16 protein-coding genes and 1 riboswitch are annotated in these 18050 nt (G+C 49.6%); of the genes, 12 read left to right on the top strand and 4 right to left on the bottom strand.

Annotated elements, in window-relative coordinates; all coding sequences use genetic code 11:
• The coding region (locus LUCIF_RS10845; protein WP_207857482.1) for a transposase at positions 1-236 on the top strand (236 nt) is incomplete at its 5' end.
• A gap of 445 nt (positions 237-681) precedes the next feature.
• Positions 682-2499: a methyl-accepting chemotaxis protein gene (locus LUCIF_RS10850; RefSeq protein ID WP_122627913.1), complete on the top strand. Its 1818-nt coding sequence runs from the start codon at positions 682-684 to the stop codon at positions 2497-2499.
• Between the two features lie 45 nt (positions 2500-2544).
• On the opposite strand, the gene LUCIF_RS10855 is transcribed toward LUCIF_RS10850, so the two are convergent.
• On the bottom strand, positions 2545-3171 hold the full coding sequence (locus LUCIF_RS10855) for a GntR family transcriptional regulator (protein WP_207857484.1): 627 nt from the start codon (positions 3169-3171) through the stop codon (positions 2545-2547).
• Positions 3172-3381: 210 nt separating this feature from the next.
• Here LUCIF_RS10855 and hrpB point away from each other — a divergent pair, with 210 nt between their 5' ends.
• Positions 3382-5880, top strand: a complete 2499-nt coding sequence (gene hrpB, locus LUCIF_RS10865; RefSeq protein WP_122627916.1) for an ATP-dependent helicase HrpB — start codon at positions 3382-3384, stop codon at positions 5878-5880.
• Positions 5877-6959 (top strand): 6-phosphofructokinase, encoded by a 1083-nt coding sequence (locus tag LUCIF_RS10870; protein WP_122627917.1) that lies wholly within the window; start codon positions 5877-5879, stop codon positions 6957-6959. Before hrpB ends, LUCIF_RS10870 begins: the two co-directional genes overlap by 4 nt.
• Positions 6960-7040: 81 nt before the next feature.
• Here LUCIF_RS10870 and LUCIF_RS10875 read toward each other — a convergent pair whose 3' ends face one another.
• Positions 7041-7622, bottom strand: a complete 582-nt coding sequence (locus LUCIF_RS10875) for a hypothetical protein (protein ID WP_122627918.1) — start codon at positions 7620-7622, stop codon at positions 7041-7043.
• A 256-nt stretch (positions 7623-7878) separates the two neighbouring features.
• Positions 7879-7991: riboswitch (TPP riboswitch) on the top strand.
• 62 nt (positions 7992-8053) lie between these two features.
• Here LUCIF_RS10875 and thiD point away from each other — a divergent pair.
• The 4 genes from thiD (at position 8054) to LUCIF_RS10895 (ending at position 11297) form a co-directional block, all read left to right on the top strand.
• Positions 8054-8863 carry a bifunctional hydroxymethylpyrimidine kinase/phosphomethylpyrimidine kinase gene (gene thiD, locus LUCIF_RS10880; RefSeq protein WP_122627919.1) on the top strand — a complete coding sequence of 270 codons (810 nt, stop codon included), beginning with the start codon at positions 8054-8056 and terminating at the stop codon, positions 8861-8863.
• A 99-nt stretch (positions 8864-8962) separates the two neighbouring features.
• Positions 8963-9787 (top strand): hydroxyethylthiazole kinase, encoded by an 825-nt coding sequence (gene thiM, locus LUCIF_RS10885; protein WP_122627920.1) that lies wholly within the window; start codon positions 8963-8965, stop codon positions 9785-9787.
• The gene (gene thiE / locus LUCIF_RS10890) at positions 9765-10400 is read left to right on the top strand and encodes a thiamine phosphate synthase (RefSeq protein ID WP_122627921.1); all 636 of its coding nucleotides are present in this window, start codon (positions 9765-9767) and stop codon (positions 10398-10400) included. Before thiM ends, thiE begins: the two co-directional genes overlap by 23 nt.
• Positions 10401-10694: 294 nt before the next feature.
• Positions 10695-11297: a sigma-70 family RNA polymerase sigma factor gene (locus tag LUCIF_RS10895; protein WP_122627922.1), complete on the top strand. Its 603-nt coding sequence runs from the start codon at positions 10695-10697 to the stop codon at positions 11295-11297.
• 80 nt (positions 11298-11377) lie between these two features.
• On the opposite strand, the gene LUCIF_RS10900 is transcribed toward LUCIF_RS10895, so the two are convergent.
• Positions 11378-11923: an NADH peroxidase gene (locus LUCIF_RS10900; protein ID WP_122627923.1), complete on the bottom strand. Its 546-nt coding sequence runs from the start codon at positions 11921-11923 to the stop codon at positions 11378-11380.
• A gap of 209 nt (positions 11924-12132) precedes the next feature.
• On the opposite strand from LUCIF_RS10900, the gene LUCIF_RS10905 reads away from it, so the two are divergent.
• From LUCIF_RS10905 to LUCIF_RS10920, 4 genes are all read left to right on the top strand, one after another.
• Entirely contained in the window at positions 12133-13689 is a 1557-nt protein-coding gene (locus LUCIF_RS10905; protein WP_122627924.1) for an ABC-F family ATP-binding cassette domain-containing protein, read from the top strand.
• On the top strand, positions 13653-14339 hold the full coding sequence (locus tag LUCIF_RS10910) for an IMPACT family protein (RefSeq protein WP_207857487.1): 687 nt from the start codon (positions 13653-13655) through the stop codon (positions 14337-14339). Before LUCIF_RS10905 ends, LUCIF_RS10910 begins: the two co-directional genes overlap by 37 nt.
• A 224-nt stretch (positions 14340-14563) precedes the next feature.
• Entirely contained in the window at positions 14564-15145 is a 582-nt protein-coding gene (locus LUCIF_RS10915; RefSeq protein ID WP_122627925.1) for a PadR family transcriptional regulator, read from the top strand.
• Positions 15142-16524 carry an NAD(P)H-dependent oxidoreductase gene (locus LUCIF_RS10920; protein ID WP_165865962.1) on the top strand — a complete coding sequence of 461 codons (1383 nt, stop codon included), beginning with the start codon at positions 15142-15144 and terminating at the stop codon, positions 16522-16524. Before LUCIF_RS10915 ends, LUCIF_RS10920 begins: the two co-directional genes overlap by 4 nt.
• 231 nt (positions 16525-16755) lie before the next feature.
• On the opposite strand, the gene LUCIF_RS10925 is transcribed toward LUCIF_RS10920, so the two are convergent.
• Positions 16756-17859, bottom strand: coding sequence for a metallophosphoesterase (locus LUCIF_RS10925; protein WP_165865963.1), 1104 nt, complete (start codon positions 17857-17859; stop codon positions 16756-16758).
• Positions 17860-18050: the final 191 nt, after the last annotated feature.

Consider the following 18050-nt stretch of genomic DNA (forward strand, 5'->3'; position numbering starts at 1 on the left):
CTTATTCGATGAAAATTAAATCTGGTGAGCACACCGAACAAATGGCGTTCCAGGAAAGCGAGTACTTCAAGGAAAAGGCGAAAGAGCGCTACAAGATTGAGGCTAAAAACAGTGAACTCAAACACAGGCACGGGTATGACGTAGCGTCATCTTCGGGTCTTGTTGGCATGGAGTTACAAGGGGCGATGGCGATATTTACTGTTAATATAAAGAGAATATTGAAACTGATAAAATAAGAGACAAGTTATAAAGGTTTTTCCAGATAGTAAAAGACGACCATTATCCCAAAATTGGGAATAAGGGTCGTCTTTTATTTCTTACTCTTGAGCTTTGCTCCGAAAAACTACAAGTTCTTCAGTGGCCTCGCCATTGCGGACCCGGGTTTTTTTATGGGATCGGAAAGTATAACTTTTCGTGTTGTTTCTGAATAAAAGCGTTCTTTTTTTAAAACACCGAAAAGTAAAATACTTTCCTTCCACTTAAAGACCCATTGGGTCTTTCTTGTCTAATACCGATTATCGAAAAACGCGCCAGCGGTTTTTCTCGAAAAGTCGGAAAGTACATAGTTTTTTGAAAATTATTGACAAAGCAGGGAACCTGTAGCTAAGATATTTATAAGGCATGATAAATATATAGGCTGTATTCATAAAAATAGCTAATTTGTTGACGGGAGAAGATAATATGCGGTTTGCAATGGGACCAAAGACTGGCAAGAGCGCTCAGTTCCTAGTCAAGGGCATTGGGGGAAAGATGAATTTTAACTGGCGGGACAAGCTTCCCCTCGGCCGGTTAAGGCAAATTAGCAATCGAATCCGGTTTACGATCGGGCAGCAGGTTATCAGTGCATGCTTGCTTCTGGTTCTAGCCGTAACAGGGATTAACCTGTATGTATATTATCGTGTACAACTGGTGGAAAGCGGTTACCATGAGCTGGTTGGGAGAGCTGCGCCCATAATTTATGACGTAAAGGATATTAATGGAGAATTGTGGCGGCAAAGTTCACTGGTAAGGACGTATGTCATTACCGGCGCCAGTTCTTATGCGCAAAATTTCAAGCAATCCCAGGAGAAGGTAAAGGGATTGCTGGCGGATTTACAAAAGAAGCTGATCACGCAAGAGTCCCAAGATATGTTTAGTATGCTGAGAATGACCATAGACACTTATTCGCAGGCACTGGAAAGCGATATGCATTCCCGGGACCAGCTGGGACGGGACAGGGCCGTGGCGTTTCTGGCTGCTGCCGGCGATAATTCTTCAGCGGTCAATTCGGCTATGGACGAATTTGTGCGTAATATTACGAAGGATATTGACAACCGGGTAAAACGCAACAATGATGCGGTAAGTATCATGAATCGTACGGTAATTGTGCTGGATGGGCTCACCTTCATCCTGGTTATTGCGGGAGGTTTTTATTTTGCCCGCCGTTTATCCAGACCGTTAAATGATGTGGTGCGGGCGGCGGAAAAAATTGCTGCCGGTGATTTGACGGTGCAGGCTCTGGCATATCAAGGCAATAATGAAATTGGCGACTTGACGGAAGCATTTTCGAAAATGACCGATAATCTGCGGGATTTGATCAGGCATTTGACAAAAGCATCCGAGCAGGTGGCGGCGGCCAGCCAGGAACTGTCCGCAAGTGTTCGCCAATCGGCGCAGGGAGCGGAACGGGTTATGGATACGGTGAACAGTATGGCGGCGGGAACGGCCAATCAGATTGCGGCAGTTGACGCGGCTGCGGGTACGACGTATAAAATGGCCCGGGCGATTAGCCAGATTTTCAGTGTTACATCCGATGCGTCCGGTATGTCGCAGGAAACAGCTCAAAGTGCGGCCGGCGGCACTGAGGCGGTCAACCAGGCGGCCGAACAAATGAATGCAATTAATACCTCCGTCCGGCATTCGGCCGGACTGGTACAGCAACTGGGATCCCGTTCCCAGCAAATCGGGGAAATTGTCGATGTAATTACCGGCATTGCCGGCCAGACTAATTTACTGGCCCTGAATGCGGCCATTGAAGCGGCCCGGGCCGGGGAGCAAGGCCGCGGTTTTGCGGTGGTAGCTGACGAAGTCCGCAAGCTGGCTGAGCAATCCCAGGCCGCCGCCGGTAAGATTGCCGGCATTATCCGGGAGATCCAGACGGAAACGGCGGCAACCGTGCAATTTATGGAACGGGGCACGGCTGAAGTGGAGGAAGGCACCCGGGTGATTACGGCATCCGGCGGGCAGTTTAAAAATATTGTCGGGTTAATTGACAATCTGGATAAACAGATTAAAGAGATCGATGAATATACACAGGAATTGTCCGTATCGGGCCAGGAAGTGGTGGAATCGGTTGAGGCGGTTAAAACCGTCGCAGGCGAGACCGTAGACAGAACAAAACTCATTGCGGCAACTGCCTCGGAACAGACAGCTACTATGGAGGAAATCAGCGCATCCATCGAAGCTATGGCCCATATGGCGGCTGAACTGCAGCAACTCGTCCAAAAATTTAAAATTTAAGCAAAAAAACTTCCGGCTGCAACCGGAAGTTTTTTTTATCCACTTTCAATTTTCCGTTTTATGATTGATAAAATTGGTGACTTGTTGCAGCACATCGGATTTGCCGACGACTACCAGACGGTCGTCGGCTTTAATTTCGGCCATAGGACCCGGGGATATAACGAGTTCCATACCGCGGCGAATCGCTACAATCGTTGCGCCGGTATGCTGCCATAAACGGATATCCGCCACCGTCCGTCCCAATATATGTGAATCCTCCGGAACGGTTATCTCCACAGGATTGTAGGGACTAAGGTTCTTCAGACGGTCCGAATAGCCAATAATTTCACTTAAAATTTTATCAAGACGCTGGTCCATGCTTTGCTTTTGTTCCAGCAAAATTTCCAGTTCCTGCTTGAGGGAATAGACCGATTGAGTGCTTTTGTGATGTTCGATGAAATGATAAGCCGCTTCCAAAGAGGTGATTACAACCTCTTTGCCCTGAGAAACGGTGGCTACACCGGCATCTTTCAACAATAAAACCGCTTTGCGGATTGTTTCCGACGACGTATTATAATGGCTTGCCAATAAGGTACGGCCGGAAATTCTGGTGCCGACAGGCAGCTCATGATTGATGATGCGCTGGGCAAGGTCTAAAGCAATGGAATGATACATGGACATTGACGGTGCCAATGAAATACCTCCCGCTACTGTAACGTAAACATAAATAGAAATTTGACGGAAAACCTATCGAATATGGTATGATTATACCATAAAATAGTTTGCCAATGTTTAATGCCAACTGTCAAGTAGTTTAACAAATAAATTTTCTTTATTTTAATGCCCGGCGGATAGCGGCGATGATTGCCGGTCGGCAGCAGTTTCGAAATATGAGGTGAATTCATGCAGTCATTCCCTGTGGACTCCGTTTTACCGCGCCTGCGGGATGTTTTCTCCAAAAGCGGCAGAGCGGTATTGACAGCTTCGCCGGGTGCAGGCAAAACGACCCGAATCCCCTTGGCTTTATTGCGGGAATCCTGGCTGGCAGATAAAAAGATCTTGTTATTGGAGCCCCGCCGCCTGGCAGCGCGGGCTGCAGCACAGTATATGGCCTTTTTGCTGGATGAGGATGTAGGACAGACAGTGGGTTACCGAATGCGGTTGGATACTAAGGTCAGCAACCTTACCCGGATTGAAGTGGTAACCGAGGGCGTTCTTACCCGGTTGCTATTGGCGGACCCTGCCTTGGAAGATGTGGGGCTTGTGATCTTTGATGAATTTCATGAACGCAGCCTGCAGGCTGACCTTGGACTGGCGCTTTGCCTTGAGTCGCAAGAGATCCTGCGGCCTGATTTGAGAATATTGGTTATGTCGGCAACCCTGGATACGGAACCTGTGGCTGCTTTGTTAGACAACGCGCCGGTTCTTAAGGCGGCCGGCCGGTCTTATCCGGTGGAAACCCGCTATCTTGCCGGCCGGAGCCAGGCGGATACCGAGACGCTGGTGACACAAACTGTTTTGAAAGTGCTTGCCGGACAGGAAGGGGATATCCTTGTTTTTTTACCGGGTGCGGCCGAAATCCGCCGGGTAATGGAAAAATTGGGGCAATCCTCTTTGCCGGAACAGGTCCGGGTACTGCCTCTTTACGGCAATTTATCCCGGGAAAGACAGGATATGGCCATATTGCCCGGACGGCCAGGCGAACGCAAGGTGGTGCTGGCGACATCCATTGCTGAAACCAGTCTTACCGTTGAGGGTGTGCGTAACGTGATTGACAGCGGCTTAATGCGGGTTCCCCGCTTCTCACCGCGTACCGGTATGACTCGGCTGGAGACAATTTCCGTATCACAGTCTTCAGCCGACCAGCGGCGTGGACGGGCCGGCCGTTTAGGGCCCGGCTTGTGCTATCGCTTATGGACCCGGGAAGAGAATGCCAGGCTGGAATTTTCCACTGTCCCGGAGATCTTAGAAAGCGATCTGACAATGCTGGTGCTCGACTTGGCGGTCTGGGGCAGTGAGCCGGAAAAATTACGCTGGTTGGATAAACCGCCGGATACTGCCCTGCAAAGTGCCAGACGGTTGTTAGTTCAGTTGGAAGCCTTTGACCAAAACGGCCATGTTACTCCGCATGGAAGGCAAATGGCTGCTTTGGGGCTTCATCCGAGGCTGGCGCACATGATTTTAAAGGCAAAGTCACTGGGTTTGGGAAATTTGGCGTGTGAGATTGCGGCCCTTTTAGGGGAGCGCGACCTATTCCGCGTTAACGGTACCAAGGAAGAGGCTGATTTACGTCTCCGGGTGGATGTATTGAGAGCGGAGCAGGGGGAGTATCCTGCGGATAAGAGTGTCCGGCAGCGGGTGCGTTTGACGGCGGGCAAACTTATGACCCTGGCGAAGATGTCAAAGGATAATAACGACGACCCGGATGCCTGCGGCCTTTTGCTGGCCATGGCTTACCCGGACCGGATCGGTCAATGCCGGGACGGCAGCCATTATTTATTGAGTAATGGCCGCGGCGCCGTACTTTTTGGCCGGCAAGCCTTATCCGGCACACCTTACCTGGTAGCTGCCGAAGTGGGTGATCAGGGGGCGGAAGGAACAGTTTTTCTGGCGGCCCCTGTGGCAGTAGAAACAGTAAGACGTTATTTATCCGGCCAATTTGAGGAACGGGACCGGGTAGAGTGGGAGCGGGATGTTCAGGCTGTGCGGGGACGAAAACAGATTTGCCTGGGAGCTCTTGTTATTAAGGAAATTCCTTTAGCGGATCCGGCGCCGGAGAAAATCCGGACTGCTCTGCTGGCGGGAATTGCCCTTGAAGGAATTCACATTTTACCCTGGACGCGGGTGGCGCGTCACCTTCAACAACGGATTCTTTTTATGCGTTGGCAGGACCCGGATTGGCCGGATGTTTCGGACGAGGCACTGACAGCCGCGCTGCCGTTCTGGCTGGGACCGTATCTGGAGGGGATGAACAGCCGGGAAGACCTGGCACAGCTTCGTCTCAGTGAAATTCTGCTTACGATGCTTACCTGGGAACAGCGCCGTGATTTGGAAGAGTTTGCACCGACTCACTTAGTGGTGCCCAGCGGTCAACGCATTCCCATTGATTATAGCCGGCCGGAAGCACCGTTTCTTGCCGTACGCCTGCAGGAAATGTTCGGGTTGCAAACGACTCCCTGTATCGGACGGCGTAATATCCCTTTGACGCTGCAGCTGCTTTCCCCGGCGCAGCGGCCGGTGCAAATTACCAGAGACCTCGCCAGTTTTTGGCAAACTGCGTATTTTGCGGTACGCAAGGATTTACTGGGCCGCTACCCTAAACATTACTGGCCGGAGGATCCCTTAAGCGCGCAGCCGACCAGCCGGGTACGGCCGCAGAAGAGAGGAAGCGGTGAAAAATGAAACAAATAAAAACGGTCGGGGTTTTAACCGGTGGCGGGGATTGTCCCGGCCTGAATGCGGTAATCCGCAGCATTGTAAAAGCAGGGAATGCGTGCGGGCTGACTACTTTAGGCATTAAAAATGGTTTTGGCGGTTTGGTTAATAATGAATGGACGCAGTTGACCGCGCAGGACGTATCGGGGATTTTACCCCGGGGCGGCACGATTCTGGGAACAACGAACCGGGATAATCCGTTTCACTTTCCGGTAGCGGATCATGAGTATGCCGACTTGTCGGCCCGGGCCGTAACCAATCTGCAGCAAAGAGGCGTTGAAGCCCTGATCGTGATTGGCGGCGACGGGAGTTTGCGGATTGCCGATGAATTCCGGCAAAAATATAATCTGGCAGTGATAGCTGTACCGAAGACGATTGACAATGATTTGCCGGGGACGGAACGCACTTTTGGCTTTGATACGGCCATAAGCATTGCCATGGAAGCACTCGACCGGCTGCATACTACGGCCGAATCGCATCACCGGGTTATGATTCTCGAAGTTATGGGCCGTTATGCAGGCTGGATCGCTTTACACGCAGGAGTGGCCGGCGGTGCCGACTGTATTTTGCTGCCGGAAATTCCTTTCCGGATTTCGTCCGTCATTAACAAAGTGAGAGAACGGCAGCAACAGGAAAAAATGTTCAGTATTGCGGTAGTGGCCGAAGGTGCCAGGTTGACCGGCGGTTCCCCGGTGGTTGCCCGGATTGTGGACGGAAGCCCGGACCGGATTCGCCTCGGCGGTATCGGCAATCAGCTTGCCCAGGCGGTGGAAGAAGAAGGACGGATTGAAACCCGCTGTACTGTACTGGGGCATCTGCAACGGGGCGGATCGCCTACGGCCTATGACCGGATTTTAGCTACCCGCTACGGGGTGGCGGCCGTAAATGCGGTTCAGGACGGTGAATTCGGCTGTATGATGGCTTTAAAAAATAACCGGATTGTGCGGGTTCCCATCGAACAAGTAGCCGGAAAACCAGCCAATATTCCATTGGATGACGATTTAATTCGAGCAGCCAGAGCTATCGGCGTCTGTTTTGGCGATTGATGCCGGATTGGACTCCGCTTATGACAAGATGATCCGGCTTTCCGGCGCCCTGAGCCCTGCGCCACGAGCTGAAAGGCCGCATCAGCGGTCTTTCTCATCCGGTATTGTTTTAAACGGCAATTTTTGAATGAGCGTGTCTGTCAGTTCGTCCAGCATAGCGGCTACGTCGAGGCGGGGATGGTAGGGACCTTCATTATGTTTTTTGACGGTGTAGGACTGATAATGGCCGGTTTTTGCCTCATAGGTATAGCATTTTAAGGCTACATCCGCTATGATATGGGGATCGTCGTCCCATAGGGATGGAATGGTAAATGACCTGATGTCAGCTAATTCCACAGCGACGACGATGTCGGCCGGCAGTTTGGCGGCCAGCTGCGTCAAAACGGTCCGGCTATAAAGGGGAGGATGACGGAGTATGGCCCTTTCGGCTTCCATGGCAACTGCCAGGGTAGATGGAGCCGTAAGTTCATAATAAGGAAACCGGAAATGATGACGCAGCTTGCTGCTGATTTGGTTAATCCCGGCCTGGTCGGTATAGCCTGCCGTATTAATCGGCGGTAAAACAGCCACGCTCCGGGTAGTGAATGCCTGGGCCGGGACCGGCAGGCTTCCGAGAAACAGCAAGGCCGCAGCCAGAATAAACAGACTGTGAATTCTTTTCATTTTGACGCTCCTAACAGGTAGATTTGCATGAGTTAGAAATTCTGGAACAAAGGACTTTTTTCCTGCGGTAGGGCTTAAAATGTCCCTCTTTTTGTGGGATCAGAAAGTGTAACTTTTCGGGTTGCTTCTAAAAATAACACATTTTTCTTAATAAAGCCGAAAAGTAAAATACTTTCCTTCCATTTAAAGACCCTTTGGGTCTTTCTTACCTTGAAAATCCCCGGGAGGTATGATACGATGAACTTGAATTATATAGTAGATAGGCCAGGGGAGCTGGGAAAGAGGCCGGCTGAGATATAGACCCGGAAGTCTATGACCCTTTAACCTGATCTGGATAATGCCAGCGGAGGGATACTGCAAGAACAAGACATAAGGTAAAGCGCTTCCGCAGGGGAGGCGTTTTTTTATTGACACTAAGGGGGGAAGAAAATTTGAAAAAGGCATTAACAATTGCCGGTTCGGATTCCAGCGGTGGAGCGGGGATTCAAGCGGATCTCAAGGCTTTTTCGGCGCATGGCGTATATGGTATGAGTGTGATTACGGCCGTTACGGCGCAAAATACGCAAGGTGTATTCGCCGTGCAAGATATGGAAACGGCTATAATCGACGAACAAATGAAGGCTATTTTCGAGGATATTGAAGTGGATGCGGTGAAGATCGGTATGGTATCCCGCAGCGAAACAATCCGGGCAATCGCCGGGGGCCTTACCCGTTATAAGGCGCGGAATATTGTGATTGATCCGGTGATGATATCCAAGAGCGGCTATCATTTATTGCGGCCCGACGCCGTAAAAGCCCTGCTAACCTGTCTGCTGCCGCTGGCGACAGTCGTCACCCCCAATTTGCCGGAAGCGGCAGAGATGACGGGCAAGTCTGTCAATAGCTTGAAGGATATGGAGAAAGCCGCTGCTGCCATTTTTCAAATGGGGCCCCGCTATGTGCTTTTAAAAGGAGGACACCGGGAGGGGGATGCCACCGATATTCTTTTTGACGGTGAAACCTGTTATTATTTGCGGTCTCCCCGGATTGCCGCGCTAAATACCCACGGTACGGGCTGTACTCTTTCCGCCGCGATTGCCGCCAATTTGGCGAGAGGCTATATTGTGCAGGAAGCTGTTTCCCGGGCCAAGGAATATATTACTACTGCAATTGAACATGCCCTGTCAATTGGTAAAGGGGTAGGGCCTACCCACCATTTCTATACCTTATATAAAAAGGCAGGGATGCTGACTGACGAATGAAAGGACACAAATTTTCCTCATGAATTTTGTATTTGGTACTACCGTGTGGTTATGAGGTTAACTGTGATCACCTATCAATTCGAGGAGGTATAGAAAGCAATGGAAATATTGTCGGAAATCGCTGATAATCTCTTGCACTTAAGAGAAAAGAAACCGCTAATCCATCACATTACCAACTATGTCACTGTGAATGACTGCGCGAATATGACCCTGGCTGTCGGGGCTTCCCCGGTAATGGCGGACGATATTGGTGAAGTGGAGGAAATGGTGGCATTTGCAGCCGCGCTGGTATTGAACATGGGAACGCTTAATTTGCGGACTGTAGACTCTATGCTGGCGGCGGGCCGCAAAGCCCGCAAGGCGGGAATCCCGGTTATCTTCGATCCTGTAGGCGTTGGGGCAACCAAACTGCGGACGGAGACGGCGGCTGCAATTCTGCGGGAAGTACGGCCTTCCGTTATTCGGGGCAACATGTCGGAAATTAAGTTGCTGGCCGGACTGAAAACGGACATTAAAGGGGTCGATTCGGCCGCGGCGGAGGAAGACGGAGAGATAATAGCCGCCGGTTTGTCCCGTGAGCTGGATTGTGTTGTGGCGATAACCGGCAAAAGAGACATTATCGCCTATCGGAACCGGCTATGTTATATTGATAACGGACACCCGTCTCTGGCGCAGGTCACCGGCACGGGCTGCATGGCTACTTCTCTGATCGGCTGCTATTGCGGCGTGACGGATGACTGGTTTTGCGGCGCAGCGGCCGGCATTCTGACAATGGGCCTGGCCGGCGAGGTAGCGCAGCGGTCGCTGCGGGCAGGTGAGGGGATAGGTACTTTCCGGGTCCGGCTGTTTGATGCCGTATCAACGATGCTGCCGGAATTTATTCTGAAAGAAGGGAAGATTCATGGTGTGCAAATCGGGAATTGACTACTCTCTCTATTTGGTAACAGACCGGCAACTGCTTGCCGGCAAAGACCTGCTTGCTACGGTGGAACAAGCGATTCGCGGTGGAGTTACTCTTGTCCAATTGCGGGAAAAGGAGTTATGTACCCGGGAATTTTATCATTGGGCGCAGCGTCTCAAAACAGTCACCGATACCTACGGTATTCCCTTGATTATTAATGACCGGGCGGATATTGCCCTGGCTGTGGATGCGGACGGTCTCCATGTCGGACAGGAAGATATGCCTTTGTCCGTAGCCCGGCAAATACTTGGTACGGAAAAAATCATCGGGGTTTCCGTATCTTCTGTGGAGGAAGCCCTGGCTGCCCAGGCCGGGGGAGCCGATTATCTGGGCGTAGGCGCCATATTCGCCACGGCAACGAAACGAGACGCCGATAGTGTGAGCCTGCCCGGTTTGCAGCGGATTAAGGAGCAGACAAGACTTCCGGTGGTAGCAATTGGCGGTATTCAGGCGGCCAATGTTCGGCGCGTTATGGAAACAGGAGTGGACGGGGCGGCCGTGGTATCAGCCGTTATTGCCGCTTCCGACCCTTATGGAGCGGCTCTGACGCTGACCCGGCGGATAAAAGAATGTTAATAAAAATTTAAAAAAATTAAAAAATTTTTAAACTGAAATCCCGCTGCCGGCCATTGGCTCCGACAGCGGGATTTTTTTCACATTTTGCGCTAAAGCCCTATGCATAAAGGTCTAATTTTGGGACCTTTGTCCCATTGTAAAAAAAGAATTGGGACATGGGTCCGATTTTTTTACGACATATTTCGGGTTAAAATCTAAATATTGGATATTAATTTTCTGAATGGAACGCTTATGCGACAAAAAACGATGATTCCCGACAGATGAGAAAAATTAAATGGTATCGAGGTAGATAAAATGTTGACATGCTGTTTTAATGAGCGGGGACAATTGAATAATGACGAATTTGAGCGTTTGGCCGAACAGTTTCATGGTATGATTATATCGTATACGCGCAAATATTATTTGCCTGGTGGAGACAGTGAGGATCTATATCAATGGGGGCTTCTGGGTCTTTATAAAGCGGTGCTCCATTTTAACGAAACCGACCGCTACAGTTTCGAATTTGTAGCCAGCGTCAATATTAAAAACATGATGAAGTCGGCCATCACCATGGCTAACCGAAAAAAACACAGAGTGGCTAACGAGGCGAAATCACTCTTTGAAAAATGCCGTTATTTTGACAATGAACAGGAAGCGCCGTTAATCGACCGGCTGGTGGTTCATAATGGCGTGCGGGATCCACTGGATGTAGTTGCGGATAAGGAATCGGTGGAAAAAATATACCGGTTTATTGCCCGGCGCCTATCCGATAACGAGCGCAGAGTCATCGGCCTGTATATTCACGGTTATAAGCAGCGGCATATTTCCGGTAAACTGAATGTAGATCAAAAAGTAGTAGATAATGCGATTCAGAGGGCCCGAAAAAAAATCGGCAGGTATGTAAATTATTATTCTTAAATTACCGGCTATTATATTTTAATTTTTCCAGAAGAATAAAAAAAGCGAACCCCTATAAATGCAGGGTTCGCTTTTTTATGTTACTTAAAATAGCGGTTGAGCAAGCCTTTGAAAGCAGCACCGTGGCGTGCTTCATCCTTGCACATTTCATGCACGGTATCGTGAATGGCATCAAGACCTAATTCTTTGGCTCTTTTAGCGATGTCCAGCTTGCCGGAACATGCACCGAATTCTGCTTCTACGCGCAATTCCAGATTCTTTTTGGTCGAAGGAAACACTACTTCACCCAGCAGTTCAGCAAAACGGGCGGCATGGTCGGCTTCTTCAAAGGCAATCCGCTTGTAGGCCTCGGCTACTTCCGGATATCCCTCGCGGTCGGCCTGGCGGCTCATAGCCAGGTACATGCCTACTTCGGTACATTCGCCCATGAAATTCATCTTGAGTCCTTCCACAATTTGCGGGTCCACGCCGGCGGCTATGCCGATTCTGTGTTCGTCGGCCCAGTTCAGGGCAGCCTCTGTTTTTTCAATAAATTTAGCGGCAGGTGCTTTGCACTGGGGGCAAAAAGCCGGTGCAGCATCTCCCTCGTGAACATAACCACAAACTGTGCATACAAATTTTTTCATTCTTTAAATCTCTCCTTTATAATAATTATTAATAGATAAAAGTTATCACAAGGTTTATATTAGCAGATAATTATTAAAAAATCAAGGGGTTTTCTGAAAAAAATCAGTCAATTATCAGCTGCCACTTCGTTAAGACAGTTTTGACACCGTTGCGAAAGATAAGCTAGAATATAAAATGGATTCGCATAATTTTAGGCAGGAGAAATGAAATGAGTGTACTAACGGTTGAAAATGTCTCGCATGGTTTTGGCGCCCACGGAATTTTGGAAAATGCTTCATTCCGGCTTCTGAAGGGAGAGCATGTTGGTCTGGTTGGTGCCAACGGCGAAGGAAAATCCACCTTTCTAAATATTATTACCGGCCAGCTTACTCCGGATGAAGGCGCTGTTACGTGGTCCAACCGGGTTACGGTGGGATACCTTGATCAGCATACTACGCTGACGAAAGGGCAAACCATTCGTGATGTCCTGCGGGAGGCTTTCCGGCGAATGTATGATTTAGAGGCTGAAATGCTGTCCTTATATGATAAAATGGGTGAGGCTTCCCCCGGGGAGCTTGAGCGCATGATGGAAGAGGTCGGCGAAATCCAGGAAGTGCTGGAACACGGCAGTTTTTATATGATTGACGCTAAGATTGAAGAAGTAGCCAATGGCCTCGGTTTGGGGGACATCGGACTTGACCGGGATGTGAGTGATTTAAGCGGCGGACAGCGGACAAAAGTGCTGCTTACAAAGCTGCTGCTCCAGAATCCGACGATCTTAATTCTTGACGAACCAACCAACTATCTGGATTATGAGCATATTGAGTGGCTTAAACGCTATCTAAAAGAGTATGAAAACAGTTTTATTCTGGTGTCGCATGATATTCCGTTTCTGAATGAGGTTGTCAACGTCATTTATCATGTGGAGAATACCGTGCTTACCCGCTATACAGGGAATTATGAACAGTTTCAGCAAATGTACGATATGAAGAAAAGTCAGGAACTGAAGGCCTACGAGCGGCAACAGCAGGAAGTCGAGCGCATGGAAGACTTCATCGCCCGCAATAAGGCCAGGGTGGCGACCCGTGGTATGGCCAACAGCCGTCAGAAGAGGCTGGACAAAATGGAAATACTGGAAAAACCACGGGAACGTCCCAAAGCTTCCTTTCAGTTCCGGGATGCCCGTACGCCGGGCAAATGGATTGTCGAAGCCAAAGGGTTGGTATTAGGCTATAATGAGCCTTTGACCAGACCGGTGGACTTAATTCTTGAGCGGGGACAAAAAATTGCCATCCGGGGAGTTAACGGATTGGGAAAATCCACCCTTTTAAAAACTCTGCTGGGTAAACTGCAGCCTTTTGCCGGTACAGTGGCCTTGGGAGATTATTTGTACCCCGGCTATTTTGAACAGGAGTCTGCCCGTAATAACAGCAATACGGCTCTGGAAGAGGTCTGGCAGGAGTTTCCCGGTCTGACTAACTTTGAAGTGCGGGCGGCTCTGGCGCGCTGCGGTCTGACCAATGAGCATATTACCAGCCAAATGATGGTGTTGAGCGGTGGGGAAAACGCCAAGGTACGCCTTTGTAAGCTGATGCTGCAGGACATTAACTGGCTGGTGCTTGACGAACCCACCAATCATCTGGATACGGACGCCAAAAATGAGCTCAAAAGAGCGTTGCAAGAGTTTAAAGGCACAATATTGCTTGTGTCGCATGAGCCGGATTTTTATGAAGACTGGGTGAGTACAGTTTGGAATGTGGAAAATTGGACAACAAAAATTGTTTAAACGGGGAGCAGTCGTTATGCTACCGTACCGTTTGCGGCGACGGACAGGCGGAGACTCAAATCAGTAAATCGCGCTTTTTGGCTTTTGTCCGGCGAATCCGCAATGATGACGAGGCAGCAAGGTTTATTGCCGAAATAAAAAAACAGCACCGGGACGCAAATCATTATTGTGCTGCTTATCTGTTCGGTGCGGCCGGACAGGGGCAACGGGCCGATGATGACGGGGAACCGGCCGGTACGGCCGGCAAACCGATTCTGGAAGTGCTGAAAAAAACTGGCATTGTCGATACTGCCATCGTTGTTGCCCGTTATTTCGGCGGGATTAAGCTGGGAGCGGGCGGCCTCATCAGGGCATACGGCCAGGCGGCCAGCCTGGGAATTCAGGCCGCCGGACTGGTTGACTGTATTCTTCATACCCGGGTTACGACGGCCTTGCCCTATGAACTTGCCGGCAGAGTAGAAAAAGAACTACGGACCCGTTCTTACATTCTTGAAAGGGCTGTGTATTTGGAAAACGTAAGTTTTACTGTTTTGGTTCCAGCGGGGGAAGAGATTCCTTTTCAAACCGGAATGGATGACTGGACCGCAGGAACGGCAGTTAGTGTTATCGACGGCACAGCTTACGTGGAAGTGCCGGTTAAAGTAAAATAGTGCTTGCAAGAAAGACCGCATCAGCGGTTTTTTTTATGGGATCGGAAAGTATAACTTTTCGGGTTGTTTTTAAATAACACATGCTTCCTGAGAAAGCCGAAAAGTAAAATACTTTCCTTCTACTTAAAGACCCATTAGGTCTTTCTAGTATTGACATGGTAATAACTGGTTGCTAAAATGATAATAAATTATATATAACAAGTTATATAATAAGGGTGATAAAAATGTCGCTGTCGCATGCAATTTTAGGTTTGCTGCAATATCAGCCAATGTCGGGATACGATATTAAGCAGTTTATTGACAAGTCGGTCAATTACTTTTGGTCGGCTAAACAAAGCCAAATTTACCGGGAACTGGCCGGGTTGGAAAAACGCCGTTGGGTAGTGTCGGCGCTGGAAAAACAAAGCGGGCGGCCGGCTAAACGGATGTATTCCCCTACCGGAGCGGGCCGGACGGAATTTTTGCGCTGGCTGCACGAGTTTCCTGCTGCTTTGGTGGAACCGGTGCGCGATGAATTTTTAGTACATCTGTTTTTTGGCAACGGTCTGCCGGTTGAGGAAACACTGTTTCATTTGGAGCGCTATAAAAAAGAGGCGCAAGCCCGGCTGGACTACTTTACTGCATTGGCAGCGAAGCTTAAAAACGGTGAAGCGGGTGGTGATTGCGCCGGAGAGCGGGTATATTGGCTGCTGACGCTGGCTAAAGGGATCAAAATGGCTGAGGCCAGTGTACAATGGGCGGACGAAAGCATGGCGGTCCTGAATGCGATAAAAAGGGAACCGCCGAAGAAAGGGGTAAAAGGATGAAAATCGTTGTTCTTAACGGGAGCCCCAAGGGAGAAATGAGCGTTACCATGCAGTATGTAGCCTTTTTGCAGCAAAAGTTTTCCCGGCACACCTGGCAAGTGATGACTGTCTCCCAGCGAATCGGTCAGATTGAACGGGACGATACGGCATTCCAGGAGATTATGACGGCCGTGGCGGCAGCCGACGGAGTAGTCTGGGCCGTGCCGGTTTATTTCATGCTGGTTCCGTCACCCTATAAACGCTTTATTGAGCTAGTTGAGGAGAAAAACGCAACGGGTGTATTTAGACAAAAATATACGGCGGTACTAACAACGTCCATCCGGTTTTATGACCATACGGCTCACAATTATCTGCGGGGTATCTGTGACGACTGGGATATGAATTATGCCGGCGGGTATTCGGCCGATATGCGGGACCTGTTTGCCGTGCCGGAAAGGCAGCGGCTGCTGCAGTTTGGCGCCGCCTTTTTTCAGACGATTGAGCGCCAGGCAGCGACTGCTAAAATGTTTTTGCCACTTCGCCGGCAGGAGATGGAGTACCACCCGGTCATAAACGGGGAAAAGCTGGACTGCAGCGGTAAACGGATTTTGCTCATTACGGATGCGACGGCTGACGATACCAATCTCAATAACATGATTACCCAATTTTGCAGCCGGTTTGGTCCGGAACCTGAAGTCGCCAATCTGAATGATCTTGATATGAAAGGGGGATGTCTGGGCTGTATCCGGTGTGCTTACGACAACACTTGCTGCTATGAGGACAAAGACGAATTTGTCTCCTTTTTTGAGGCTAAGGTCAAAAAAGCGGATATTCTTGTTTTTGCGGCGTCAATGCGGGACCGGTATTTTTCTTCCCGCTGGAAGATGTTTTTTGACCGGTCTTTTTATAACAATCATGTGCCTGTGATGGAAGGCAAGCAGTTTGCTTTTTTAATCAGCGGGCCTTTTTCGCAAAATGAAAACCTGCGGCAAATCGTCGAGGCCTATATTGATTGCAACCGCGCCAATGCAGCCGGTATTGTAACGGACGAGGGTAAGGATTCGGCAATGCTGGACCGGCTGATCGCGGAATTGGCCTACCGGGCGCTGCAGTGTTCCCGGGAAGGATACATCCAGCCGCCTACGTTCCTGTTTGTCGGTGCGCGCAAACTTTTTCGCGACAGCATATGGGGCGACATGCGCTTTCCGTTTATTGCCGATCATAAATATTACAAAGAGCATGGATATTATGACTTTCCCACCAGGAATACCGGAGTGGTCCTACGCAACACGCTGCTTAACTGGCTGATGAAGATTCCCAAGCTCCGCCGCCTGGTTTATATGGAGCAAATGCGGTCGAAAATGGTGGAACCCTACCAAAAGCTATTGCAAAAACTATAATAAAAAACCGCGTTAGCGGTTTTTCAGGTTGTCGATAAAACCCAAGATCGCCACGCTACACTCCGTTTCGCTCGCAATGACAGCCTGCTATTCCTGTCATTGCGAGGAGCAGAGCGACGTGGCAATCTCTTAAGAAGCGACTTTGCCTACCGTGTTAAGACTTTTTCTTATAAAGTCGTGGTTTCTTTTCCAAAAATCTAATTACCAATTTCCAATTGCCGGAAGACCGCGTCAGCGGTCTTTCTTATTTGTGAATTGAATCCGGATGTCAACCAGTTCAGGACGGCTGCCGATCCGGATGGGAGGGCCCCAGGTGGCGTAACCGGAGGAAACAATAATTTGAAAATCCTGTTTGCGGTAATAACCCCAGTCTACTTCAAAAATTCGTTTGGTGACGAGGTTATTGGGGAAAAATTGTCCCCGGTGGGTGTGACCGGACAATTGTAAATCAACTTTTTGCCGGCAAGGTTCAGCGAGGTTAACAGGCTGATGATCGAGGAGAAGTACCGGCCGGGAGACATCCAGGCCTTCCATGAGCTCCTCCAGGGGACGCCGGGGTTTGCCTGTTAAGCGGTAACGCATGCGGTCATCGCGGCCAACGAGCCAGAAGCTGTCATTCACCAGGACCGACTGATCCCGTAAGACCCGGATACCGGCCTGTTCCAGAAGTTGTACGGCCGTATCGGGAAAACCGCCCAGGTATTCGTGGTTGCCCAGAACGGCAAAGGCGCCGAAGCGGGATTTTAAAGCCCGTAATGTTTCCGGCATTTTATTTTGCGCAAAATATACAACATTTTCGTCAATAATGTCACCGGCCAAAAATACGATGTCTGGCTCGAGGGCGTTAATCCGTTCTATCATCGCCCGTAAGCGGCTATTGTCGATAAGCGGGCCGAGATGAATGTCGGACACCAGCACTGCGTGTAAATCAGTAAGGGGACCGCATGATTTGGCAATGGTTATTGTATGGTGCCGGATAACGGGATGCAAGGCATTCCAAGTACCATAAAGGAGCAAGCCGGAAACTGTGCTCCAAACGGTCAGGCCCGGGAGATACGGCGGCAGGACGAAACGAAGGGGAAAGAAGACGGAGACTCCCCAAATGGCGGCATCCGTTGCAAGCCATAAAAGGGTGGCGTAATAGGCCGCGGCGAGCCAATACGAACTAACAAGGGCCGTCAGTCTATCCGCGGCATGAGGACGGTATAGGCTACGCAAACGGCCGGCGACCGGCAGGATGGTCAATGTTCCCATAAGCAGACCGAAAGTTATAGGGGAAAAAAACAAAGACAAGTGCAGTGATTGCCAAGTGCGAAGACCGATATAAAGGTTCATAATGCCGAAAATTAAACTAAAAAAGAAAATGAATTTTATCAAGGGGGATCGCATGATTACTCCTTTTTCAGATATTGCCAATAGTATACCATGAAATGATTAATCCTTAAATGGATGAATAAAAGTTGGAGAAATGAATTCCAAGAAGAATGCAGTAAAAATTTATTGTATTTTGTCAAGAACGGGGCTGG

It is taken from the genome of Allolucifera butyrica, assembly GCF_900476375.1.
GTDB classification, from domain to species: domain Bacteria; phylum Bacillota; class Negativicutes; order Sporomusales; family UPPP01; genus Lucifera; species Lucifera butyrica.